Source organism: Aliirhizobium sp. YIM B11859, from assembly GCF_057163345.1.
In genome coordinates, this window is record NZ_JBXHAY010000003.1 from 504,091 (window position 1) to 527,418 (window position 23,328).

General features: G+C 61.5%; 16 protein-coding genes and 1 riboswitch. Of the genes, 11 read left to right on the plus strand and 5 right to left on the minus strand.

Features of this window, described 5'->3' with window-relative positions; translation table 11 throughout:
* Nucleotides 1-156 precede the first annotated feature (156 nt).
* The 3 genes from AC2GXZ_RS14695 (at nucleotide 157) to bluB (ending at nucleotide 3,680) form a co-directional block, all read left to right on the plus strand.
* Complete coding sequence (locus AC2GXZ_RS14695; RefSeq protein ID WP_483760262.1) at nucleotides 157-1,830, plus strand: NAD+ synthase; 1,674 nt, start codon at nucleotides 157-159, stop codon at nucleotides 1,828-1,830.
* Between the two features lie 5 nt (nucleotides 1,831-1,835).
* On the plus strand, nucleotides 1,836-2,672 hold the full coding sequence (locus tag AC2GXZ_RS14700) for a TolB family protein (RefSeq protein WP_483759901.1): 837 nt from the start codon (nucleotides 1,836-1,838) through the stop codon (nucleotides 2,670-2,672).
* A gap of 27 nt (nucleotides 2,673-2,699) precedes the next feature.
* Nucleotides 2,700-2,894: riboswitch (cobalamin riboswitch) on the plus strand.
* 99 nt (nucleotides 2,895-2,993) lie between these two features.
* Complete coding sequence (bluB, locus tag AC2GXZ_RS14705) at nucleotides 2,994-3,680, plus strand: 5,6-dimethylbenzimidazole synthase (RefSeq protein WP_483760263.1); 687 nt, start codon at nucleotides 2,994-2,996, stop codon at nucleotides 3,678-3,680.
* Here bluB and AC2GXZ_RS14710 read toward each other — a convergent pair whose 3' ends face one another.
* Both AC2GXZ_RS14710 and AC2GXZ_RS14715 read right to left on the minus strand, forming a co-directional pair.
* The gene (locus AC2GXZ_RS14710) at nucleotides 3,681-4,433 is read right to left on the minus strand and encodes a hypothetical protein (protein ID WP_483759902.1); all 753 of its coding nucleotides are present in this window, start codon (nucleotides 4,431-4,433) and stop codon (nucleotides 3,681-3,683) included.
* A gap of 101 nt (nucleotides 4,434-4,534) precedes the next feature.
* Nucleotides 4,535-6,862, minus strand: a complete 2,328-nt coding sequence (locus AC2GXZ_RS14715) for an NADP-dependent malic enzyme (RefSeq protein WP_483759903.1) — start codon at nucleotides 6,860-6,862, stop codon at nucleotides 4,535-4,537.
* A 200-nt stretch (nucleotides 6,863-7,062) separates the two neighbouring features.
* Between AC2GXZ_RS14715 and AC2GXZ_RS14720 the strand changes: the two genes are divergently transcribed.
* Together AC2GXZ_RS14720 and AC2GXZ_RS14725 are read left to right on the plus strand one after the other, a co-directional pair.
* Nucleotides 7,063-7,887 carry a UDP-2,3-diacylglucosamine diphosphatase gene (locus AC2GXZ_RS14720; RefSeq protein WP_483759904.1) on the plus strand — a complete coding sequence of 275 codons (825 nt, stop codon included), beginning with the start codon at nucleotides 7,063-7,065 and terminating at the stop codon, nucleotides 7,885-7,887.
* 198 nt (nucleotides 7,888-8,085) lie between these two features.
* On the plus strand, nucleotides 8,086-9,279 hold the full coding sequence (locus AC2GXZ_RS14725) for an MFS transporter (RefSeq protein WP_483759905.1): 1,194 nt from the start codon (nucleotides 8,086-8,088) through the stop codon (nucleotides 9,277-9,279).
* Here AC2GXZ_RS14725 and dgcA read toward each other — a convergent pair.
* Nucleotides 9,249-10,232, minus strand: a complete 984-nt coding sequence (gene dgcA, locus AC2GXZ_RS14730; RefSeq protein ID WP_483759906.1) for an N-acetyl-D-Glu racemase DgcA — start codon at nucleotides 10,230-10,232, stop codon at nucleotides 9,249-9,251. The genes AC2GXZ_RS14725 and dgcA overlap by 31 nt on opposite strands.
* A gap of 101 nt (nucleotides 10,233-10,333) precedes the next feature.
* On the opposite strand from dgcA, the gene AC2GXZ_RS14735 reads away from it, so the two are divergent.
* The 4 genes from AC2GXZ_RS14735 to AC2GXZ_RS14750 all read left to right on the plus strand — a co-directional run bounded on the left by AC2GXZ_RS14735 (nucleotide 10,334) and on the right by AC2GXZ_RS14750 (nucleotide 14,450).
* Nucleotides 10,334-11,485 carry an ABC transporter permease gene (locus AC2GXZ_RS14735; protein ID WP_483760264.1) on the plus strand — a complete coding sequence of 384 codons (1,152 nt, stop codon included), beginning with the start codon at nucleotides 10,334-10,336 and terminating at the stop codon, nucleotides 11,483-11,485.
* A 32-nt stretch (nucleotides 11,486-11,517) separates the two neighbouring features.
* Nucleotides 11,518-12,339: an ABC transporter ATP-binding protein gene (locus AC2GXZ_RS14740; protein WP_483760265.1), complete on the plus strand. Its 822-nt coding sequence runs from the start codon at nucleotides 11,518-11,520 to the stop codon at nucleotides 12,337-12,339.
* Nucleotides 12,340-12,347: 8 nt separating this feature from the next.
* A complete protein-coding gene (locus tag AC2GXZ_RS14745) occupies nucleotides 12,348-13,718 on the plus strand; it encodes an MlaD family protein (protein WP_483759907.1) in 1,371 nt (456 codons plus the stop codon).
* 120 nt (nucleotides 13,719-13,838) lie between these two features.
* On the plus strand, nucleotides 13,839-14,450 hold the full coding sequence (locus AC2GXZ_RS14750) for an ABC-type transport auxiliary lipoprotein family protein (RefSeq protein ID WP_483759908.1): 612 nt from the start codon (nucleotides 13,839-13,841) through the stop codon (nucleotides 14,448-14,450).
* A gap of 49 nt (nucleotides 14,451-14,499) precedes the next feature.
* On the opposite strand, the gene AC2GXZ_RS14755 is transcribed toward AC2GXZ_RS14750, so the two are convergent.
* Together AC2GXZ_RS14755 and AC2GXZ_RS14760 are read right to left on the minus strand one after the other, a co-directional pair.
* The gene (locus tag AC2GXZ_RS14755; protein ID WP_483759909.1) at nucleotides 14,500-15,834 is read right to left on the minus strand and encodes a hypothetical protein; all 1,335 of its coding nucleotides are present in this window, start codon (nucleotides 15,832-15,834) and stop codon (nucleotides 14,500-14,502) included.
* A 154-nt stretch (nucleotides 15,835-15,988) separates the two neighbouring features.
* A complete protein-coding gene (locus AC2GXZ_RS14760) occupies nucleotides 15,989-22,009 on the minus strand; it encodes an apolipoprotein A-IV repeat region-like domain-containing protein (RefSeq protein WP_483759910.1) in 6,021 nt (2,006 codons plus the stop codon).
* A 464-nt stretch (nucleotides 22,010-22,473) separates the two neighbouring features.
* Here AC2GXZ_RS14760 and AC2GXZ_RS14765 point away from each other — a divergent pair, with 464 nt between their 5' ends.
* Both AC2GXZ_RS14765 and AC2GXZ_RS14770 read left to right on the plus strand, forming a co-directional pair.
* On the plus strand, nucleotides 22,474-22,845 hold the full coding sequence (locus AC2GXZ_RS14765) for an Hpt domain-containing protein (protein WP_483759911.1): 372 nt from the start codon (nucleotides 22,474-22,476) through the stop codon (nucleotides 22,843-22,845).
* Nucleotides 22,846-22,993: 148 nt separating this feature from the next.
* Nucleotides 22,994-23,314: a 2Fe-2S iron-sulfur cluster-binding protein gene (locus tag AC2GXZ_RS14770; RefSeq protein ID WP_483759912.1), complete on the plus strand. Its 321-nt coding sequence runs from the start codon at nucleotides 22,994-22,996 to the stop codon at nucleotides 23,312-23,314.
* Nucleotides 23,315-23,328: the final 14 nt, after the last annotated feature.

A 23,328-nucleotide genomic window follows, 5' to 3' on the forward strand; every position in this document is an offset into this window, starting at 1 on the left:
GATCTTTTTCGGAGGAGTATCTGCGTCATAAATTAAGGAGTCTCTAAAATAGATATTGTGAATATAGATAAGTGGTTCGAGCTATGCCGTCGTCACTGAAAATTCGCATGCCGAGACCGTTGCGGCAACCGCGCCGTGGCATTAAATCTCGTTGCCATGACCCAGAATGATCCCAACACCTTGCGCATTGCTGTAGCCCAGCTCAATCCCACGGTCGGCGATGTCACCGGCAACCTCGCTCTGGCGCGCGAGGCGCGCAAGGACGCCGCCCGCGAGGGCGCCGATCTGCTGATGCTGACCGAGCTGTTCATCTCCGGTTATCCGCCGGAGGATCTGGTCCTCAAGCCGTCTTTCCTGAAAGCATGCCTGAAGGCTGTCGAGACGCTGGCGGCAGATACTGCAGATGGCGGGCCGGGAATTCTGGTAGGTTTCCCGCGCGAGGGAGAAACTGGGCGGCACAATGCGGTGGCGCTTCTCGACGCCGGCAGGATCATCGCCATCCGTGACAAGATCGATCTGCCGAATTACGGCGAATTCGACGAGAAGCGGGTGTTCACCGAAGGATCCATTTCCGGCCCCTATAATTTCAGGGGCGTGAGGGTCGGCATTCCGATCTGCGAGGAAATCTGGAACGACATGGGCGTCTGCGAGACACTGGCCGAAAGCGGCGCCGAGATCCTGCTCGTGCCGAACGGTTCACCCTATTATCGCGGCAAGCTCGATGTCCGTTACCAGGTTGCCCTCCGGCAGGTGATCGAGACCGGCCTGCCGCTGCTTTTCGCCAACCAGCTCGGCGGACAGGACGAACTCGTCTTCGATGGCGCAAGCTTCGCCTTTAATGCCGACAAGTCGCTGGCTTTCCAGCTGTCGCAGTTCGAGACGGCCTTCACCGTCACCGACTGGAGACGCGAGGAGGGCGGGTGGCGCTGCATGCCCGGTCCGATGGCCCGCATCCCGGAAAAGGAAGAGGCCGATTATCATGCCTGCATGCTCGGCTTCCGCGACTATGTGAACAAAAACGGTTTCAAGTCTGTCGTGCTTGGCCTGTCCGGTGGCATTGATTCGGCCGTCTGCGCCGCAATCGCCGTCGACGCATTGGGCGAGGAGAGGGTGCGCAGCATCATGCTGCCCTATCGTTATACTTCGGAAGGTTCGTTCAAGGATGCCGCCGATTGCGCCAGAGCGCTGGGCTGCCGTTACGACATCGTGCCGATTTCCGAACCGGTCGAAGGGTTTCTGACCTCGCTCTCCGACATGTTCGAAGGCACAGACGAGGGCATTACCGAAGAGAACCTGCAGAGCCGTACCCGCGGTACGATCCTGATGGCGATTTCCAACAAGTTCGGCTCGATGGTCGTGACCACCGGCAACAAGTCGGAAATGTCGGTCGGTTACGCGACACTTTACGGCGACATGAATGGCGGCTTCAACCCGATCAAGGACCTGTACAAGATGCAGGTCTATGCGCTCGCCGAATGGCGCAACGGGCATGTGCCGCCGGATGCGCTTGGACCGTCGGGCGAAGTGATCCCGAAGAACATCATCTCCAAGGCGCCATCGGCCGAACTCCGCCCTGACCAGACGGACCAGGATTCGCTGCCGCCCTATCCGGCGCTGGACGACATTCTCGAATGCCTCGTCGAACTGGAAATGGGCACCGAAGAAATCGTCGCCCGCGGCCACGATCTGGCGACCGTCCACCGCATCGAGCACCTGCTCTATCTTGCCGAATACAAGCGCCGGCAATCGGCGCCGGGCGTCAAGATCACCAAAAAGAATTTCGGCCGCGACCGCCGTTACCCGATCACCAACCGTTTTCGGGATCGGTAACCGCCATGGCGTTTCGAAGCTCCGTCGAGATCTACAATATCCGAAACCGTCAGAGCCGTGTCCTGTGGCAGACGGAAGACCTATTCGAAGCGCCGAACTGGTCGCCCGATGGGCGTTATCTGATGCTCAATGCGGATGGTCTGATGTATAGGCTGTCTCTGGAGGGTGACGTTGCGCCGGAAAAGATCGAGACCGGTTTTGCGACCTTGTGCAACAATGACCACGGCATTTCGCCGGACGGCACACTGATCGCCGTGTCCGACAAGGTCGAGTTCGGCAAGTCGGCGATTTACGTGCTGCCGGCTGAAGGCGGGACACCGCGCCTGGTGACGCCCGAGCTGCCATCCTACTGGCACGGCTGGTCGCCGGACGGCAGGACGTTTACCTATTGCGGCATCCGCGATCAGGTCTTCGACATCTATACGATCGGCATCGATGGCGGCGAGGAGATGCGGCTGACCTTCGGGGAGGGCCGCAATGACGGTCCGGATTATTCCCCGGACGGCAAGTGGATCTACTTCAATTCCAGCCGAACCGGACAGATGCAGATCTGGCGCGCACCGTCTTTAGGCGGTGAGGCGCAACGCATGACCGACAGCATCTATGGCGACTGGTTTCCGCATCCGTCACCGAAGGGTGACAAGGTGGTTTTCGTCTCCTATGACGGCGATGTCTTCGATCATCCGCGCGACCTTGACGTGCGGGTCCGGCTGATGGACATGAATGGCGGCAATGTCGAAACCCTGTTTGAGCTTTTCGGCGGGCAGGGCACGATGAACTCGCCGAACTGGTCGCCCGATGGCGACGAATTCGCCTATGTCCGGTATTCACCTTCGACGTGAACGGGCTTGCGCCAATCCGGTCCAGCCAGCATAACAGGCCCGTCAGGTGCCCGTCTGTGACGGGAGAATCGGGAAGCCGGCGCAATTCCGGCACGTGCCCAACGCTGTGAGGCGGATGGTCATCGCATCAGGGGCAAACCCTGGCCACTGGATTACTTCCGGGAAGGCTGCGATGGTCGGATGAAGCCAAGTCAGAAGACCGGCCTGGCGTGATGGACCGATCCGCGCGGACGGCGGACAGGTTGCGGGGCTTGTCGTGATCGCCTCATCCGGCGACATGTGGGCTCCAGGCATTGTTGGGGAAAAACGATGCGACCTGAATTGCTGCCCGATCCTCCGGGCGACGGCCTTGTTGCGGCCGGACCATTTTCCGCAGGCGAGCGTGCCGCCGTTTACCGCGCCATAGAAACGCGGCGTGACGTGCGCGACCAGTTCCTCGCCGATCCGATAGACGACGACACGCTTCGGCGCGTTCTGGACGCAGCCCATGCGGCGCCTTCTGTCGGTTTCATGCAGCCGTGGAATTTCATTCTTGTCCGTGACGAAAAGGTCAGGCAGGCGGCCTGGGAAGCGTTTTCGACGGCCAATGACGAGGCCGAGGCAATGTTTCCCGAGGAGAAACGCAGCACTTACCGGAGCCTGAAGCTCGAAGGCATCCGCAAGGCCCCGTTATCGATCTGCGTCACCTGCGATCCTGACCGGGCAGGGCCGGTCGTGCTCGGACGCACCCATAATGCGCGCATGGACAGCTATTCCACCGTCTGCGCCATCCAGAACCTCTGGCTGGCCGCGCGGGCGGAAGGCATCGGCGTCGGCTGGGTCAGTATTTTTCGCGACGGGGACATGCGGGCGCTTCTGGGCATCCCGGAGCGCGTTGAAATCGTCGCCTGGCTCTGCCTCGGTTATGTGGATGCGCTCTACCAGGAACCCGAACTGGCGCTCAAGGGATGGCGCCAGCGCCTGCCTCTTGAAGACCTGGTCTATCAGGACGGCTGGGGCGTCAAATAATTACTGCTGTTGCTGCGGGCCGCTCGATTTGGGATTGGCGAGATCGATATTCTCGTCCGGGAAAAATTGCGGCCCGATTGCCCGCACCTTCCTGTCCGGATCGTAGGGACGGTCCGGCGGAAACTGGACCGGCGCTTCCTTCTGCGCCGTCACCGGGCGGGGACTGCCGATATGGGTGATACTGGAATTGGCGGTATCGCTTTGCGGAGCGCGCGGAGATGCCTCATAGAAGCCTGCGCCGGTCTGCGGTTCGTCAGGGCCGGGCAGTGCTATGCCGCGGATCTTGACGCGTTCCTTGTCCTCAAGCTCCGTCTGCGTATCGAGATCGGTCGGTGTGCAGCTATTGGCGCGGATCGCCGACAGAATCGCTACCCGCTCCTCGGATGGCTGTAGAAGCGAGCGGCTGTTATTGCGTTGTTCGGCCAGGCCCGCCCGCTCATCCTCGATCCGCTGCAGCGTTTCCTGCATGCGGTCGCATTCATCGCCATTGGCATTCTCGCCCAGCGTCACGACGCTGCCGCCGCAGCCCTGACGGCGCATGTCGATGCGCAATTGGCGGATATCCGCATTCATGGCGCTGAGATCCTGCGCGTAGCGGCGGATATTGCTGCTGGTGCCGATGATCTGCGGTGTGCTGTTGAGGCGCCTGTAGAGATTGGCACATATTTCGACATCACGCGAAAATGCCGCCTGCGGCAATACCGAACAGGCAATCAGCAGCGATGTCAGTGTCCGAACCTTGACGGAAATCATGTTTCACCTGTCGCATCGTATTGATGGCAGATCAACAATGTCATGCTCAGCATGCGGGAGGCTTGCCTTATCCCGCATGCTGGTTTGTTTCAGCCGCTCGGCTATTGTGCCGGCGCGAACGGCACCGGCTGCGAAGCTTCCGCGACAGCCAGTGCTGCCATGTTGACGACGCCGCGCGAGGTGACGGTCGTCGACAGGATATGTGCCGGCATCTTGGTCCCCAGCAGGATCGGGCCGACATGCAGCGCGTCCATCATCATCCGAACGATGCCGAGCGAAATATTCGCCGCGTCGAGGCTTGGGTAGACCAGCAGATTGGCTTCGCCATGCAACGGGCTGTCCGGCATGGCGCGTTTGCGCAGGATTTCGTTGAGCGCCGAACCGCCCTGCATTTCGCCGTCCACCTCAAGCTCCGGCGCGTTGCTGCGAATGATGGCGAGCGCGGCGCGCATCTTGCGGGCGCTTTCGGAATCGCGCGAGCCAAAGTTGGAATGGCACATCAGCGCCGCCTTCGGTTCGATGCCGAAGCGGCGGACTTCCTGGGCAGCAAGGATGGTGATCTCGGCGATCTCTTCCGCCGTCGGATTGTAGTTGACGAACGTATCCGTGAGGAAGATCGCGCCGCGCTGGGTGATCAGCAGGCTCAGGCCGGCATTCGTGCAGGAGCCTTCGCGTTTGCCGATGATCTGGTTGACGTCGCGCAGATGCCGGTCATAACGCCCTTCGAGGCCGCAGATCAGGGCATCGGCTTCGCCGCGCTTGACCGAAAGCGCGCCGATTACGGTCGTATTTGTGCGCACGACCGTGCGTGCCGCCTCCGGGTTGACCCCGGCGCGACCAACGAGCGCGAAATAGTCGTCGACATAATCACGGTAACGCGGATCGTCTTCCGGATTGACGACGCCGAAATCGACATTCGGGCGGATACGGATGCCGAAACGCTTCAACCTTGCCTCGATCACCGACGGGCGACCGATCAGGATCGGCCTTGCGATCTCCTCCTCGAGAAGAACCTGGGCTGCGCGCAGCACCCGTTCATCCTCGCCCTCGGCGAAGATGACGCGCTTCTTTTCGGCAGCCTTGGCAGCGGCAAAGATCGGCTTCATGACGAAGCCGGAGCGCCAGACGAAGCGGTTGAGCTCGTCCATATAGGCGTCGAAATCCTGGATCGGGCGGGCGGCCACACCGGTCTCGGCAGCAGCGCGGGCAACGGCCGGTGCAATGCGCAGGATGAGGCGCGGATCGAACGGCGAGGGGATCAGGTAGTCAGGACCGAAGATCGGCGTTTCGCCGCTATAGGCCTTGGCGGCAACGTCGGAGACTTCCTCGCGGGCAAGTGCTGCGATCGCCTTGACCGCAGCCATCTTCATGTCCTCGTTGATCGTGCTGGCACCGCAATCGAGCGCGCCGCGGAAGATATACGGGAAGCAAAGGACGTTGTTGACCTGGTTGGCGAAGTCGGAGCGGCCGGTGCAGATCATCGCATCGGGACGCGCCTGGCGGGCGAGTTCCGGCATGATTTCCGGTGTCGGATTGGCAAGCGCCATGATCAGCGGCTTGTCCGCCATGCGCACCAGAAGTTCCGGCTTCAGCACGCCCGGCGCGGAAAGGCCGAGGAAGACGTCGGCGCCGTCGATGCTGTCGGCCAGTACCCGCTTGTCGCTCTTCTGCACATAGACGGCTTTCCATTCGTCCATCAGCTCGACACGGCCCTCATACACGAGGCCTTCGATGTCGTGGACCCAGATGTTTTCCTTCTTCGCGCCGAGCGACACGAGAAGGTTGAGACAGGCCAGTGCCGCAGCGCCGGCGCCCGAGGTGACGATCTTGACATTGGTGATCGACTTGCCGGCGAGTTCCAGGCCGTTGAGGATCGCCGCTGCGACGATGATCGCCGTGCCGTGCTGGTCGTCGTGGAAGACCGGGATGTTCATCTTCTCGCGCAGCTGACGCTCGACTTCGAAACATTCCGGCGCCTTGATGTCTTCGAGATTGATGCCGCCGAAAGTCGGCTCCAGAGCCGCGACGGTCGAGACCATCGCATCGATGCCGGGCGCGTCGATCTCGATATCGAACACGTCGATACCGGCGAATTTCTTGAACAGGACGGCCTTGCCTTCCATCACCGGCTTGGATGCCAGCGGGCCGATATTGCCGAGCCCGAGCACGGCCGAGCCGTTGGAGACGACTGCGACGAGATTGGCGCGCGCGGTATATTCGGCGGCCATATCCGGATTGTCGCGGATCGCAAGACAGGGGGCTGCGACGCCCGGAGAATAGGCAAGCGCCAGATCGCGCTGGTTGCCGAGCGGCTTGGTCGCCTGGATCTCCAGCTTGCCGGGACGCGGATGCCGGTGGAAGAACAGTGCCTGTTCGTCGAGGTCGGCGCTGGTCGGCGGTGCCGATTTGGGGTTCTCGTGGGCGTCCATACTCACTCCTGCCTTAGTCTTAAATCTCAGTCCATGTAGGGAGATGCGGTTTCTCATACATCAATACTATCGGCGGAACAGCAGCTAATTTTATGTCCTCGCGGAAATCGGGACACAGGCCCCAAAGCCCGAAAACCGGCCCCTGTCATCATCCTGAAACACGAGTCTGGTTTTCAGGGCACGAGGCGCAAGACGAAAGGATGGCTTCCGTGACTGGCACATATGAGACGCGGCATTTCAGGACCCTGTTCATATCGGATGTGCATCTCGGTTCGAAGGCCGCACGCACAGAACTGCTCCTGGATTTCCTCAAATATCATGAAGCGGATACGGTCTTCCTCGTCGGCGACATCGTCGATGGCTGGCGGCTGAAGCGCAGCTGGTTCTGGCCGCAGGGCTGCAACGACGTGGTGCAGAAGGTGCTGCGCAAGGCACGCAAGGGCACCCGCATCGTCTACATTCCCGGCAATCACGACGAGTTCCTGCGCGATTTCCCCGGCACCCATTTCGGCGGTATCGAGGTCGCCGACCGCGCCATCTACGAAATGGCTGACGGCAAGAAATATCTGATCCTGCACGGCGATGAATTTGACGTCGTGGTCCGCAATGCCCGCCTTCTCGCCTATCTCGGCGACTGGGCCTATGATGCGGCGATTGCCATCAATGTCGTGCTCGCAGCCGTGCGCCGCCGCCTCGGCATGCCCTACTGGTCGTTCTCGGCCTGGGCCAAGCTGCAGGTCAAGCACGCGGTCAACTTCATCGGCGAGTTCCAGAAAGTGGTTGCCGACGAGGCCCGCCGCAACAAGGTTGATGGCGTCATCTGCGGCCATATCCATCATGCCGTCATGACCGACATCGAAGGCATCCACTACGTCAATACCGGCGACTGGGTGGAAAGCTGCACGGCGATCGCCGAAAATATGAACGGTGAGCTGGAACTGATCACCTGGCGCGAAATCCGCTCGACCGCCGAACTGCACGCACTTCCGGCACCATCCGAGACCAAGGACATGCAGGCCGCCTGACCCCCTGGAATATCCGTCTCCAAAGCGCTGCAGCGTCGGTCATAGGCGACGCTGTCGGCCGTGAGGAGATGCATGACAGGGGCGGAATCCGGCTTCATGAGACGGGCGCTGGTTGTTGCTGACGGTTTTCACAATTCTGCTTTGCATGATGTCGGGCCGTGATAGCTTTCGGATATCGTCACCGACATCCGTGATTCCGTGTCTACGCCAACATCAGCAACCCTGCCTGCCGCGCCAGTCAAATTCCAGTTTCGTTGCTCCCTTGCTTATGCAGCGCCGCTGTCGCTGAACGGGATACTGGTGCCTTATTTGCCGGTCTGGCTCGCCAGTTGCGGTTTCAGCCCGTTCCAGATTGCGGCGGTTCTGTCGGTCCAGGTGATCTGCAAGGTCGCCGTGGCGACCAGCACCGGAACGCTGGCCGGCATTGCCCGCCAGCCCTACCAAATTCTGGTCTGGTCCTCGGCGCTTTCGCTTCTCTCCGTCGTCGGACTTTTCACCGGCAGCGATTTCTGGCTGGTTCTGGCGATCGTCGGCCTTCAGGCTGCACTGTTTGCACCTTATGCGCCGATGGTGGAAGCGATTGCCATTTCCGGCGTGAGGCTTTGGGGCTTCCAATATGGCCGCATGCGCGTCTGGGGCTCGGTGGGTTTCGTTGCGATGACGCTTGCCGCCGGCAATCTGTCCTCGGTGATCGGCACCGATACCGTGCCGCTGATGGCGGCGCTGGTGCTTGTCGCGTCGCTCGCCGTCGCCTTCGTCGTGCCGCGGCTGGGGCCAGAGATCATGAACCGTCCCGCAGGCCGTAGCGTGGAAACCCGCGCTCTGCCATTCAGGCAGGTGCACCTGCTTCTGATCGGCGCTTCGTTGATCCAGTCGAGCCATGGCATGTTTTATGGATTCAGTACGATCCAGTGGCAGTCGATGGGCTTTTCCAATGGCGTGATCGCCGGGCTGTGGTGCATCGGTGTGATGGCGGAAATCTGCGTCTTTTTCGTTTCCGGACGTCTGGCGCGGCGCGTGTCACCCTGGGGGCTGTTGAGGATCGGCTGCCTGATCGCCATTTTGCGCTGGTCGCTTTTCCCCTTCGGCTGGAGCGAATTGGGCTATGCCGTCCTTCAACTCGGCCACGCCTTCAGCTTCGCCTTCGTGCATCTCGGCCTGCAATACCGGCTTGCGGAAGTTGTCGGCGAAGATCGGCAGGCATCGGCCCAAGGCGCTTATGTCGCCTATAACGGCGCCTTTCTTGCGCTGTCGACGCTGCTCTCCGGCATCATCTACCGGCAAATGGAGATCTACGGCTATTTCGCCATGGTGTTGCTGGCACTGGCCGGGCTTGCCATCCTCGCTGTCGCCTTTCGCCGTTACCCCCAGAGATCGGGCTCGGGCGGATAAACCAGCGAACCATCGTAACGAAGTCCGCCCGGCCGGTCGCGGGAAAGCAGCAGCGGTCCGTCGAGATCCGCATAGTCGGTATCCTGCGCCAGAAGCACGGCCGGCGCCATGGCAAGCGACGTGCCGACCATGCAGCCGACCATGATGCGGAAGCCGAGCCGCTGCGCCTCGGCCTTCATCAGCAATGCCTCGGTCAGCCCGCCGGTCTTGTCCAGCTTGATGTTGACCGCATCGTAACGATCACGCAGCGATGCAAGGTCGCCGGTCGAATGGACGCTTTCGTCGGCGCAGACCGGCACCGGGCGTGCGATCTTCGCTAACAGCGCGTCGTGGCCGGCCGGCAGCGGCTGTTCGATCAGGCTGATGTCGAGCGACTTGGCGATCGCCAGATGGCGTTCGAGATTGTCAATCGTCCAGCCTTCGTTCGCATCGACGATAATCCGCGCGTTTGGCGCCGAATCACGGACGGCGCGCATGCGTTCCTCGTCGTCTTCCGTTCCGAGTTTGATCTTCAGCAGCGGCCTGTCGCTGTTCTTTTTTGCGTCGGCGGACATGCTTGCGGCATCCGCCAACGACAATGTGAACGCCGTAATGATTGGCTGGTCGCCGGTGGCGCCGATCAACGCGCCGACGCGGCGGCCCATGCGTTTCGCTTCCATGTCCCAGAGTGCGCAGTCGATCGCGTTGCGGGCAGCCCCCGGTTTCATCTGCGACTGCAGCCGATCGCGGGTCAGGCCGGCCCCGATTGCCTGCGAAACGGCCTTTATCTCTGCCAGTACGCCTTCCATCGTCTCGCCGTAGCGGCGGTAGGGAACACATTCCCCGCGGCCGGATACGTCGCCTTCGAAAATCGTGCAGACGATGACATCGGCTTCCGTCTTCGATCCCCGCGAAATGGTGAAGCTGCCGGCGATCGGGAATGCCTCGATTGTTGCTTCAAGGTGACGGGGCATGGTTTTAAGCGTCCTGTTGTGGCAAATCCGGCCGATGTCGCTATATTGCGTTTTCCCGGAATGCAATCAATGCATTGCGGCGACGACCCAAAAGCGAGCACCTGCCACCCGTGAGTTCCAGTCAGGCCAAAATCGAAGCGCAAGAGCTGCCGGATGGCGCCGAGCGCTATATTCTGACGGGCGAATGGCGCAATCATTCCATCTCGCCGGTGCTGAAGACGCTTGATCATCTGGCCAAGACTGGTGGCGACGGCGCCATTGAAATCGACGTGTCCGGCATATCCGGCATAGACACGGCCGGCGCCTGGCTGATTCGCCGGCTGATGACCGCCAAGAGCCACGAAGGCCGCGAGCCGAAGCTCTCCGGCGGCAATGACACGATCGAGGAATTGATCGGCGCCCTGCCGCAAACATCGCCGGCTCCACCCGCGCCCGGCCCGGACACGCGCAGCCGCTTCGAGCGGTTCTTCACGCCCCCCGGCAAGCTCGTATCCGAAGTCGGCAGTGACTTTTATGCGGCGATGAACATTCTCGGTTCGGCGGTGCGTGGCGCGCAGCTGAAATTCGGCCGCGGATCCGGCGTATCGCCGGCATCGGTCGTCACCCATATCGATCGGATGGGGGTGAGGGCGGTTCCGATCATCGTGCTGATGTCCTTCCTGATCGGTGCGATCATTGCCCAGCAGGGCGCCTTCCAGCTTCGGTATTTCGGCGCAGAGATCTTTGTCGTCGATCTTGTCGGCATTCTCCAGTTGCGTGAAATCGGCGTGCTTTTGACCGCGATCATGATCGCCGGCCGTTCGGGCAGCGCCATCACGGCCGAAATCGGCTCGATGAAGATGCGCGAGGAGATCGACGCACTCACCGTCATCGGCCTCAACCCGATCGGTGTGCTGATCTTCCCGCGACTCGTGGCGCTGACGATCGCGCTGCCGCTTCTGACCATCATCGCCAATTTTGCCGCACTTTACGGTGCAGCCGTCGTCGCCTGGGCCTATTCCGGCATAACCTTCGATACCTTCCTGTCGCGCCTGCATGAGGCGATCGACCATACCTCGGTGGCGTCCGGCATGATCAAGGCGCCGTTCATGGCGCTGGCGATCGGCATCGTCGCGGCCGTCGAGGGCATGAAGGTCGGCGGCAGTGCCGAATCGCTCGGCCAGCATGTGACTGCCGCGGTGGTGAAATCCATCTTCGCCGTCATTCTTATGGATTCGCTTTTCGCCATCTTCTACTCCGCGATCGATTTCTGAGGGATATGGCTGTGGCAGAAGAAGAGCGTGAGATCGACAACAAGGCAGAGGACGGAAACGGCGACCGTAAGGTCGTGCTGTCGGTTCGTGGCCTGAATGTGGGTTTCGGCGACAAGCTGGTTCTGGAAAACCTCAATCTCGATATCTATCGCGGCGAAATCCTCGGTTTCGTCGGCGCATCGGGTACCGGCAAGTCCGTGCTGATGCGTACCGTCCTCAAGCTGCTGCCGCTCCGCTCAGGAACGATCGACATCCTGGGCGTCAATTACGAGAAGGCGACCGAGGAGGAGCGCGTCGCGCTCGACACGCGGCTCGGTGTACTTTTCCAGCACGGCGCGCTGTTTTCGGCGCTGACGGTGAAGGAAAATATCCAGTTGCCGATGCGCGAATATCTCGATCTGCCACAGTCGCTGATGGACGAGCTCGCCTATCTGAAGCTCGAAATGGTTGGCCTGCCGCCGGATGCGGCCGACAAATATCCGTCCGAACTGTCTGGCGGGATGATCAAACGCGCAGCCCTTGCGCGCGCGCTCGCCCTCGATCCGGACCTTGTTTTTCTCGACGAGCCGACCTCCGGCCTTGATCCGATCGGTGCTGCCGATTTTGACGCGCTGATCGCCAAGCTGCGCGACACGCTGGGGCTGACCGTCTACATGGTGACCCACGATCTCGACAGCCTGTTTTCCGTCTGTGACCGTATTGCCGTGCTCGGACAGAAACGGGTATTGGTGGAGGGTACGCTGCAGGATATGTTCGCCTTCGATGATCCGTGGGTTCAATCCTATTTCCGAGGAAAGCGGGCGCGCTCCGTCGTGACCAATGAAAACCAGCCGCCGGCAGACGTGAGGAAGTGAACTAATCCATGGAAACCAAAGCCAATTACGCCCTTGTCGGTTTCTTCACGCTGCTCGTGATCGCGGCTGCCTTCGGCTTCGTCTACTGGATGGCGCAGTCGGGCCGCGGTGGGCCGACGGCCGAACTCGCAATCCGCATTCCAGGCTCCGCCAACGGTCTTTCGGTCGGCTCGCCGGTTCGCTTCAACGGCATTCCCGTCGGTTCCGTGCGCGGGCTGACTATCGATCCGGATGATCCGCGTTTTTCGATCGCCTTTACCGAAGTGCGCGCCGATGCGCCGGTCTATCAATCGACCAAGGCAGTTCTTGAAGTGCAGGGCCTGACGGGCGCTGCCTATATCGAGCTTTCCGGCGGTGCCAAGGGTGAGGAGAACATTCTCCAGAAAGCAACCGAAGCCGGCCGGCCGGCCGTGCTGATCGCCGACCAGTCGAGTGTCACCAATCTTCTGGCGACAGCTGACAAGATCCTCGAAAAGGCCGATACGGCAATTGGCGACATTCAGGGTTTTGTCGGAGACGCGCGCGGACCATTGACGCAGACGATCCGCAATGTCGAAACCTTTACCTCGGCGCTCTCCAACAATTCGGACAGTATCGACAAGTTCCTGAACAGTCTCTCGACCCTGTCGGCCACCGTCGACCGCGTCTCCGGCACCCTCAATTCGACACTTCAAGCCGCCGAACAGCTTGTCCGCGCCATCGATGCGGAACGGGTCAATCAGGTCGTCACCAATGCCGAGCGGCTGACTCGTAACGCCGCCAACGCCTCCGACAATCTCGGGCCGGTCATCGACAATGTCCGCGATGCGGCCGCAAGCTTCGCCAAGGCCGGTGTCGACGCGCAGAGCGTGCTGAAACGCGCCGACAGCCTGATGGCAGCCGTCGACCCAAGCCAGATCGGCAAGACGATCCAGAACATCTCGGCCGCCTCCGAGGATGCGCGGCAAACACTGTCATCCGCCCGCGGCGTGGTCGACGACGTCGCCCACCGTTCCGACGACATCAACAAGGCGATCACCGATTTCACCGATCTGGCAAAGAAGCTCAACACCGCCTCGACCCAGGTCAACGGTATTCTCGCCAAGGTCGACGGCATGGTCTCCGGCAGCGATTCACAAGGCCTGTTCGCCGAAGCCCGCCAGACGCTGCAATCGTTCAAGACGGTTGCCGACAACATCAATGCCCGCGTCGGACCGATTGCCGACAGCCTGCAGCGCTTCTCCAACAGCGGCCTGAACAATATCCAGACGCTGGTCACCGATACGCGCCGCACGGTCGACAACCTCAATCAGACGATCACCAATTTCGACGACAATCCGCAGCGGTTGCTGTTCGGGGGTGAGAACGTCAAGGAATTTGACGGCAGGACGAGGCGCTAGAGACATTCCGGAAAAACTGCACAGCGGTTTTTCGTTCGGAACGACGTAAACAAGGAGCTGGATCATTTCATCGTTTCCGAGAAGGCACGAGATGATCGACAGGCAGGGGTTCAAGAGTTCATGAGCGTATTGAAATTTTCGAAAACGCCCGCCGGCCGCCGCCTGTTGCTGCTGACGCTGCCGGTCGTCGCAGCGCTGTCCGGTTGCGGCACCAAGGCCAATAACGACACGTTCGACCTGCACATGACGCCGGTCGCCGCGGGGCCGGTCTTCAAGGCCCGCCAGATCCTTGTGCCGGAACCAACGGCGGTGAAGATGCTCGACAGCGAACAGGTCGTCGTGCGCGTCTCGCCGTCGGAACTGCAATACCTCTCCAATTCCCGCTGGGGGGACCGCCTGCCGCGGCTCATCCAGTCGAAGCTTGTCCAGTCGTTTGAAAACACCGGCCGTATCGGCGGTGTCGGCAAACCGGGGCAGGGACTGGCGATCGACTACCAGATCGTCACCGACATCCGCTCCTTCGAGGTCACGACCACCGGCAGCCGCGTCGCCAATGTCGAGATTTCGGCCAAGATCCTCAACGACCGCAACGGCTCGGTCAAAGCTCAGTCGGTGTTCAAGGCGACCTCGCCGGTGCGCGGGACTGAAAACAGCGACTTCGTCGAAGCCCTCGACCGCGCCTTCGCCAAGGTCGGCGGCGATATCGTCGATTGGTCGCTGAAGTCGATGTGAGGCTGCTTGTCTGCCGGTAAGGCTGAGACCATCTTTGATGGCTGCCGCGTCATCGGCCGTTCTGCCCCGGTAACTGTGTGACGCGAAAACCGTCGAATAGGTCTATGACCTTATCTGCCGCCGCTTTCCAGTTCGCCAGCTCCTCCAGCGGCAGATCGAACGAATAGGTTTCCGTCGACGTGGTGACGGTTACATCGCAATTGCGGTTGGCATAGACGCCCATCAGGCATTGCAATACGATTTGGTGCCCCGTTTCGGCATCTGTGCCGGCGAAGTCGAGGCTGTGGTCGTTGAGCCGGGAGCCGATGTCCGTTTCGATTGCCGCAGGTATGGCGGCAAGAGCACTTGCTCCCTCTATGGACTTTTGCCTCGGGCGGCTGAAATCGACGCTGACGCGATCGGCGGATCGAGGAAAGGGTTCGTGCTCGCCCACCAGCATCGTGGTACGGATGCTGAGGCTCCGCAGCGAGGCGATCGGTTCGAACGTGGCTGGAACGGTGAAGATGTGGGGACCGACGGCATAGGATCCCGGTTCCAGAGAGCCGTCGGCGAGCGCGGCGGCATAATCCTGCCGGGGTAGGCAGGTTGGGGCAGCGGGCAATTTCAGTTCGTCAAACCGCTGCATGCGGATTGACCATTGTGCGAGCCGAAAGCCGTTGTCCTCCCGTATCAGGAGGAAAAGATGCGGATGTCCGCCTCTTTTGGGGAGCGAGTAGAAACCGAGCCTTTGCGCCGTCAGCACCGGCACCCCAGTTCCGGGCAGTACCAGGCACCAGCCACGACCATTCGCGAAACCTTCCGCCGACTGAATGATACGCCGCGGTTGTTCTGATCCGATAAGAGACACGGCAGCCACGACCAAAGCAGCCGACGCCAGCCAAAGCTGAATGAGCCTGATGCCGCGCAAAAGCAGAATGATGCCGACCACACCGGCCACCGCTGCGATCCAGATGTCGAGCGCTCGCCCGCCGGAATGACGACCCCAATGGCCACCAAGTACAAAAGCCAGCTGGATTGCCGCCGCCAGGCCGATCGTGGCGCCCGAAAACACAACCATGCTCCGATCGAACCAACGGAGGAATACCGAACCTGTACCGACCTGTAGCGCCTTTGCCGTAATGCCTGCGGTAAGGGCGTGTATCAGCAACCTGCCTGCCACCGATATCAGAATAATGGCAATAAACATGCCCAGGAAAGCACGGCTGAGCACATAGCCAACTTCTTGTTTGGAAAAGGCAACCGGCTGATCCAGCAGCCAATAGGCGATGTAGGCGACGATCGCGAAGAGCCCGACGCGCCACAAGAGCGGCAGTGGCATGAACGGCGCGACGAGTGCCGAAAAAAAGAAGCAGATGAATGCCGTGTCCGCCAGGAGTAATGTCACGGCAACTGCCTTCGTCTCTGTGTTTACGATTAATATGGACGATTGCCACCCCTGAAGGCACCCGGACATCAACCTTGCAGACCATCGTGTCGGCGCCAAGCAAAAAGGCCACCTCAGCGGTGGCCTTTCTCATTCTCATTCCCTGCCTTTACTCTCAGCCGAAGCGGCCGGCGGCGTGGGCGAGCATCGTGTAGACCTTGCCCGTATCGGAGGTCAGGTAGCTCTGCGTCACGCTGCGGTCGCGGTCGGTGCGAGCGACATCGGCCAGCAGCTTTTCGAAATCCGCGATGTAGCGGTCGACGGCGGTGCGGAATTCCGGCTCGCGATCGTACTTGCGCTTGATGTCGTCGAACGTCTGCTGCCCCTTCAGCGTATAGAGACGGCGGGTAAAGACGTCGCGCTCGCCGCGCTGGTAACGGCGCCACAGATCGACCGAGGCGTCATGGTCGATGGCCCGGGCGATATCGACGGACAGCGAATTCAGCGATTCCACCATGTGGCGTGGATTGCGGTTGTCGCCGTTGGTGGCGCGAGGGGCCGGCGCAGGTTCGGCCGGACGCGGTGCTGCCGGACGGGCAGGTGCCGGGCCCGAAGTTTCGTCACGCGAGGCGCCACGCAGGAGATCGCTGATCCAGCCGCCACCCTGCTGACCACCGGTCGCAGCGCTCGTGGCCGCAGGACGGATCGGGCTTTGTGCCGGCTGAGCCGGATCGGCCGGCAGGCTGCCGCGCAGCATGCCGGCGGAGTATGGATCGTTGCGCGGAGCGACCGGAGCAGGGATCGGCGCTGGTGCTGGCTGCTGGGCGATCTGCGGCGTCTGGCGAACCGGAGCGACAGGTGCTGCGGCTGCCCGCGGCTGGCTGGCCTCGGCCACTTCCAGCTGCTGAGACGAACGGCCGACCAGCTGGGAGATTTCCTGCAGCGCCTTGATCTGTTCGGAAACGGCGCGGCGCATGGCGGCAGCGCTTTCCTTGGCTTCTTCCGGCAGGTCGAATGCACCGCGCTTGAGTTCCGAGCGGGTCGCGTCGAGTTCCTGGCGGATGTCCTGGGCCGAGCGACGGATTTCGTCGGTCGCCCCGGAGAACCGGCCGACTGCTTCCTCGACCGACTGGCGAAGCGTTTCGCGCAGATGCTGGGCAGCGGTATCCGAACGCTGCGAAGCTTCGCCCATCAGACGCTCAACATCCGAAAGCGAGCCGGAAATGTTGCCGCGCATCTGCTCGGCAAGGCTACGGGCGCGCTTTTCTGCTTCGGAAAGCGTCGTTTCGATCGTGCGGTTGGCCTCTTCGCCGGCATCGAGCAGGGAAGCACGCATGACCTGAGCGGTATGTTCTGCGCGCTGCTGGGTCTCGCCGAGACGGCGGCCGATATCGGCAAACGAGGCACTCAACCCGTCACGCAGCTTGTCGCCGACATGTGCTGTGCGTTCTTCTGCCCGCTCGAAGGCGCCGTCGACCAGGGCCGTGAGGTTCTTGAGCGTTGCCTCGATTTCGTCGGAGCGCTTGACCAGGCCGACCGACAGGCTGCGCAGGGCATCCTGACGTTCGTCCAGCGTGCTGACGAGGTTCGACTGGGCGGCGTTGAGAAGCTCGGATGCCTGCGCGAGAACCTTGGAATGATCCTCGAAACGTCCGACGATACCGCCGACCTGACTGAGTGTCTGGCCGGAAATATTGACCAGCCGGTCGATATTGTTTTCCAGGAGACGGCTCGACCCCGCCACCAGATCGGCAGCCGATCCGGCGGAATGGGCAAAGCGCGATGCGGTCTCGTCGAGCTTCTGGTCGGTTGCTGCGAGCTGTCCGGCAGCATGTTCGACAAGCGTCGCGATATTCATGTTGCTGCTCGACAGCCGCTCGATAATGCCGTCGACATTGGCAAGCAGGCTCTGCTCGGCGCCGCGCACCATGTGGGCGGCAGCCTCCGTGCGCTGGTTGAGCGCGGCAAGCGTTTCATTGGTACGGGCAGCGATCGCATCGACCAGGGCGGCATTTTCCTCACGGATGCGGGCGCTGGTTTCCTTGGCGGTGAATGCCAGGCGTTCGGCGCTCTGCTGGGCGGCAGAGGTCAGGCCTTCGGCGCTTTGCTGGCTGGCGGCGTTGAGGCGTTCGGCACCCTGGCGGGCGGCAACTTCCATACGCTCGGCGGCAGTCCGGCCGGTCTCGGCATAGGCCTCGACCATCGGTTTTGCCTTTTCGTCGAGCAGGCGCGACAGTTCTTCCGATCGGCTGGAAAGCATCGAGTTGAGATCGCGCGAACGGCTGTCCAGTGCCGAGCGGATGGCATCGCCGCGGGCAGCCAGAGACCGGTCGACGGCATCGAGCGCCACATCGAGTTCGCTGGCGGCATCCGAAAGCGTCGAGCGGATCGATTGGCCACGATTGTCGAGTGCCTTTTCGGCGTCGCCGAGGGCCACCGATATCGCGTCCACCTGCTGCTTGACCAGCTTGTCGGCTTCCGCGACCTTGCTGACGATCACGCTGCCCGCCTCGGAGAAAGCCTGGGCGACGGTCGCAGCCTGGCCGGCGAGACGGTTCTGCGTCTCGGAAATGCGGCCGACGATCTCGTTCGAACGATCCTCGATGGCGCGGGTGAATTCACCGTTGCGGGAGTTGAGTTCCTCGGTGAATTCCGAACCGGCGCGCGCCAGCGTCTCGGCCGAGCGGCCAGCTTCGTCGTTCATGCTCTGGCCGGCAGTGGCAACCGCGTCGCGCAGCGACGAGGCGAAACCGACGGCCTTGCCTTCGATCGTCTTGGCGACGTTTTCAAGACCGAAGGACAAGGCCTTGTCCATGGTGCCGAAACGTTCCTCGATATGCGCGGTGCGGCCTTCAAGGGTTTCGGCGATGCGGGAGGCTGCCTCCGCGGTGCTGCGCTCAAGGGCGCCGGTGCGCTCGTCGATCGTACGGGCAATGTGCTCCGCCGCTTCGCCGGTCGCAAGTTCGATGCCGACGCTGCTGCTGGTGACGGCCTCGGCGATCCGATCGGCCGCAGCATTCGACACCCTTTCGAGCTCGGACGTGCGGGAGCCGAGCGCTGCTGAAAGGCTGGTGCCGGCATTGTCGACCAGAGAGCTGACATTTCCGATTTCATTGCGGATACGGTCTTCCAGGCCGCCGAAGGTGACTTCGATGCGGTTGCCGGCATTGTCGAGGGCGGTCGATACGCCGCCGACCGTCTTTTCGACGCGCGATGTGAAGGCGTCGGTCGATTGGGTAATGTCGCGGGCCGCGTCGCTAATCTGACCGGCAATCGTGCCGACATTGTCGCGAAGGCGGGTCTCGAGCATTTCGCCGGCGCCGTCGATCGTCGCCCGCAGCTGTTCCTGCTGGCCTTCGAGCGACATTTCCAGCATGCCGGCGCTGGTGGCGATCGTGGTGCCGATCGTCGTCGCCTGATCCATCAGCAGGTTGCCGAGCTGGTCATGGGCCTCCGTCAATGTGCCGGAAATCGTGGCAGCGCGTTCGTCCAGCGTCGAGCGCAGGCGCTGATGGCCGCTGTCCAGCGTTTCGGACATGTCGAGATTGGCCTGGCCGAGGACGTCGGCCATCTTGAGATGTGCCGTACCGACGACATCGCCAAGCTGCTCGCCGCTGGTCGACAGCGTTTCGGCAATCTGGCGGCCCGCCGTACCGAGCGTATCGGCGATGCGCTCATGGCCGGCACCCAGCGACGATGCGAACTGTTCGTGAGAAGAGCCGAGCGTGGCGTCCATCCGCTGCAATCCGCCGCTCATCGTCGCGTCGAAACGCTCGGTGCCTTCGGAAAGCGCAGTCTCGATCCTGCCGGCAGCACCGCCGACCGTCTGTTCCAGACGATCACTGCCGTTGCGCAACAGGTCGGCCAATTCCGACGTGCGGCTTTCGAGCGAAATGTCGAGATTGAGCTGGTTGTCGGAAAATGCCTCGCGAATGGCATCGGCACGTTTCGAAAATGCCTCTTCGACACGAGCATCGGCATCGGCGACGGTGTTGACGAGGCTTGTCGTGTGATCGGAAAGCGCGCTGCTCAGGCGATCTTCATGCAACGCGAACGACGTGCTGATTTCCATCGACTTGTCGTCGAGGATTTCCGCAAGACGGTCGCGGTTGGAGGCAAGCGTCGTGTCGAGCGCGGTGGCGCGCTTGTCCATCTCGTCGGTAAGGCGGATTTCGCTTTCCGACAGGGCACGGGAAATCGCCTCGCTCTTCTGCTCGAGGATCGACGCGAGACGGTCCGGCGTCTCCGCCATCAGCGATTGCAGGGCGCCAGCCTTCTCGTCAACTGCCCCGGCGAAGCGCTCGTGGCTCTCCGTGACCGAGGTGATGATCGCCGAGGTGCGGCTCGATATGCTGTCTTCGAAACGCTTCTGGCTGTCGGCAAGGCTTGCAGAAATCTCGCCGCCGCGGGCCGCCATGATCGTGTCGATCTTGTTGTGGGCGTCGCCGAAAGCACCGCTGATCTCGCTGGAACGTGCCGAAAGCGCGTCGGAGAATTCCTTCGAGCGGCTTTCCAGCATCGAATCCAGCACTTCCTGGCCGGTCCCGAGCGTGGTGGCGATTGCGAACTGCTGGTCGGTCAGGGCATTGCCGATGCGCTCGATGCTCGAGGACAGGATGCCGTCGATCGCTTCCGAACCACCGGCAACGGTTTCGTTGATCCGTGCGAGGCTGTCCATCAGCTTGCTGTCGAGGCTGCCGGCGCGCTTGTCGAAGGCGGTGGTGAACTGCGACAGGCCTTCGTCGAATGTCGTGCCAAGCTGGCCGATCGTCGTCGTCAGGCGTTCCTCGAAGAAGCCCGAACGCAGGTCGAGATCCATAACCGCGTCGTCTGCGGCCGATTGCAGGCTCTGGCGGAACGACGCGCTCTTGTCGTCGAGCGAGCGGTTGAGGGCAGACAGCACGCCGTCGAGCGAGCCGGTGATGCTCTTTTCGCTGCTCGACAAGCCCTCCGTGATTTCCCGCGTACGGGCGATCAGGGTTTCGTTCAGCTGACGGGTACGGTCGGCAAGCGCCGCATTGAGCTTCTCGGTATTGGCATCGAGGCTCGAAGCGCGGGTCTCGAAAGCGGAAAGAATGGCGTCGCCACGTTCCGACATCGACATGCCGAGCATTTCCAGCCGGATGTCGAATTCCGTCGAAAGCGCCATGCCGGATGAGGTCAGTGTGTCGATCAGGCTTTCCGTCTTGGTGGAAAGCAGCGAGGCAAGCGCTTCGCCAGCCGCATCGGATTTCTCCATCAGTGCTGCAGCGCGGGTGTCGATCATCGATGCGAAGGCTTCGCCCGATGTTGCAAGGCGGATCGAGATTTCCTCGGTCGCCAGCGACAGCTCTTCCTTCAACTGGTCATGCGCACCAACCATCGACGAACGGATGCGTTCGGCGTGATTGACGATTGCCTCGCGTTCCGAGCCAAGTTCCTGCACCAGACCGCGCACGCGCATCTCGTTATCCGAATAGCTGCGCTCCAGCGCATTGACTTCCGAATGCACAAGGACTTCCAGTTCGGTGGCGCGGGCGATGGTGCGCTCGATGCCTTCGTTCATCGCCGAAACTTCGCGGCGCACGGCCTGGCCGACGCTCATGATGCGTTCCGAGGCGATCGTTTCCGGCTCCGACAGGCGCAAGGCCACTTCCGCCATCGAGCGGGCAGCGTTCCTCAGATCCTGCGCCCGTGCCATCATAATGGCGAAAGCGAAGAACAGGAGGATAGGCACGAGGATGCCGACGGCGAGTGCCACGATGCCGGGTGCTGCAAGCACGCCGGCAACCGAGGTGATCTGCCAGAGTTCACCGCCATAGATCAATTGGCCGAGGCCGACACCGGCGACTGCCCACAGAATGGAGACGATCAGCGCATTGCGCACGGCGCCACGCATCGAGCCGCCGTCCAACGCCCGCATGATCGAGGCTGTATTTCGGCGACCGGCGTCGTTGGCAGGTTCGAAGGCCGGGGAGCGGGGCGCAGGCTCGGCTGCAGCAGCCCGCGGTGCATCGGCCTGATTTTCGTGGCGTGCTCGCGGCGATTGGTTTGCTTCAGCTTGCGCAGGGCGGGATCGTGGCGTGTCGGACACTCTGGCCTCCGAGGCAGCGGGCGTTTCGCGGGGCGGGTCGTCGTTGAAATCGATCTTCAGGGCATCTTCCAATGCCTGGAAAGCGGTTTCGTCGATCGACTCATTGGTGGTGTTCTTCGCCATGCGGTTACGCCTCGTTACATACACGCCCGGCATCCTGCTCGATCTGCTGCCGCCTGCAGTCGAATGAGCGGGATACTCATGCCGGAAATCCTCGAGCCTTGAAGCCTCGGATGACCCATTTCAATTCTCTTCGACGGCCGTTCTTTCAAATGGATGATAATGAAAGCTTACCGGCCGACCGATACCGGCTGGAGGACAGGTCCATTGGCCGATTAAACCGTATTGTAGTGGCACATCCGCGGTTTTGGCACAAACGAAACGCACCATCATGATACCGCCTGCGCAATCTTGTTAACAGGATTTAAACCATGCTGGGGGCCAAAAGCGCTGCGATCACGGCACTTTAATGGAAATTAACCATTCGCGAAGATTTGCGCCCCGATTGTGCCGAAATTTAACGGGATAGCCATGGCCGGGGCGGACAATCCGGAGTTGAGATGTCAGTAAAGCAAGGAAACAGGCAGATGGCAATGGCAGCCCGTATCGCGTTCGAATCTCCAGACAACAGCCGCACGCCGAGCCCGTCCAGGGACCGCCCGGTCGATCTCGTCCATCTTGCAACGCAGACGATGGGGGACAAGGCGCTCGAAGCCGAAATCCTGCAGATGTTCGCCCGCCAGACACGTTGCCTGGTGCAGGAAATGGCGACCGCGCAGGCGCCGGCGGTAGCTGCCCTTGCTCACCGGTTGAAGGGATCGGCCAAGGCGGTCGGCGCCTTCAAGGTTTCGGCTGCGGCAGAACGTCTTGAAGCCGACGCCGGCGATGCCGGCGCGATGGCATCGCTTCACGCAGCCACGATCGAGGCGGAAAACTTCATTACCGGCCTTTGCCGCTGATATATCCGTTGGGCTGAGTTTCTTGCAGCTTGATTGAAGCCGGACGCCGGAAGCAAAGCCGGCGTCGCCCCTGCGATTGACGGGACCGGCGTTTTGGTGGCAGACACGTCCTCTTGAGATACGTCGCCCCAACCCCGGATTTCCCAACATGACGAAATTGACCATCGTAGCCTTCGACGGAACCCGCTTCGAGATCGACGCGGACAACGGTTCGACGGTGATGGAGAATGCGGTCCGCAATTCCGTTCCCGGCATCGATGCCGAATGCGGCGGCGCCTGTGCCTGTGCCACCTGTCATGTCTATGTCGACGAGACGTGGAGCGACAAGGTCGGTCCGCCAGCGCCGATGGAAGAAGACATGCTCGACTTCGCTTTCGAAGTCAGACCGAATTCCAGGCTTTCCTGTCAGATCAAGATGAAGGCCGATTTCGACGGCCTCATCGTCAACATACCCGAGCGCCAGGCTTGATCCAAAGCCGTCGC

Bases quoted from the DNA above. Each gene is read 5' to 3' on its own strand.
- AC2GXZ_RS14750 (WP_483759908.1), top strand. From the start codon at position 13,839: ATGAGCGTATTGAAATTTTCGAAAACGCCCGCCGGCCGCCGCCTGTTG.
- dgcA (WP_483759906.1), bottom strand. From the start codon at position 10,232: ATGCCCCGTCACCTTGAAGCAACAATCGAGGCATTCCCGATCGCCGGC.
- AC2GXZ_RS14765 (WP_483759911.1), top strand. From the start codon at position 22,474: ATGGCAATGGCAGCCCGTATCGCGTTCGAATCTCCAGACAACAGCCGC.
- AC2GXZ_RS14695 (WP_483760262.1), top strand. From the start codon at position 157: ATGACCCAGAATGATCCCAACACCTTGCGCATTGCTGTAGCCCAGCTC.
- AC2GXZ_RS14710 (WP_483759902.1), bottom strand. From the start codon at position 4,433: ATGATTTCCGTCAAGGTTCGGACACTGACATCGCTGCTGATTGCCTGT.
- AC2GXZ_RS14770 (WP_483759912.1), top strand. From the start codon at position 22,994: ATGACGAAATTGACCATCGTAGCCTTCGACGGAACCCGCTTCGAGATC.
- AC2GXZ_RS14760 (WP_483759910.1), bottom strand. From the start codon at position 22,009: ATGGCGAAGAACACCACCAATGAGTCGATCGACGAAACCGCTTTCCAG.
- AC2GXZ_RS14715 (WP_483759903.1), bottom strand. From the start codon at position 6,862: ATGGACGCCCACGAGAACCCCAAATCGGCACCGCCGACCAGCGCCGAC.
- AC2GXZ_RS14700 (WP_483759901.1), top strand. From the start codon at position 1,836: ATGGCGTTTCGAAGCTCCGTCGAGATCTACAATATCCGAAACCGTCAG.
- AC2GXZ_RS14745 (WP_483759907.1), top strand. From the start codon at position 12,348: ATGGAAACCAAAGCCAATTACGCCCTTGTCGGTTTCTTCACGCTGCTC.
- AC2GXZ_RS14720 (WP_483759904.1), top strand. From the start codon at position 7,063: ATGGCTTCCGTGACTGGCACATATGAGACGCGGCATTTCAGGACCCTG.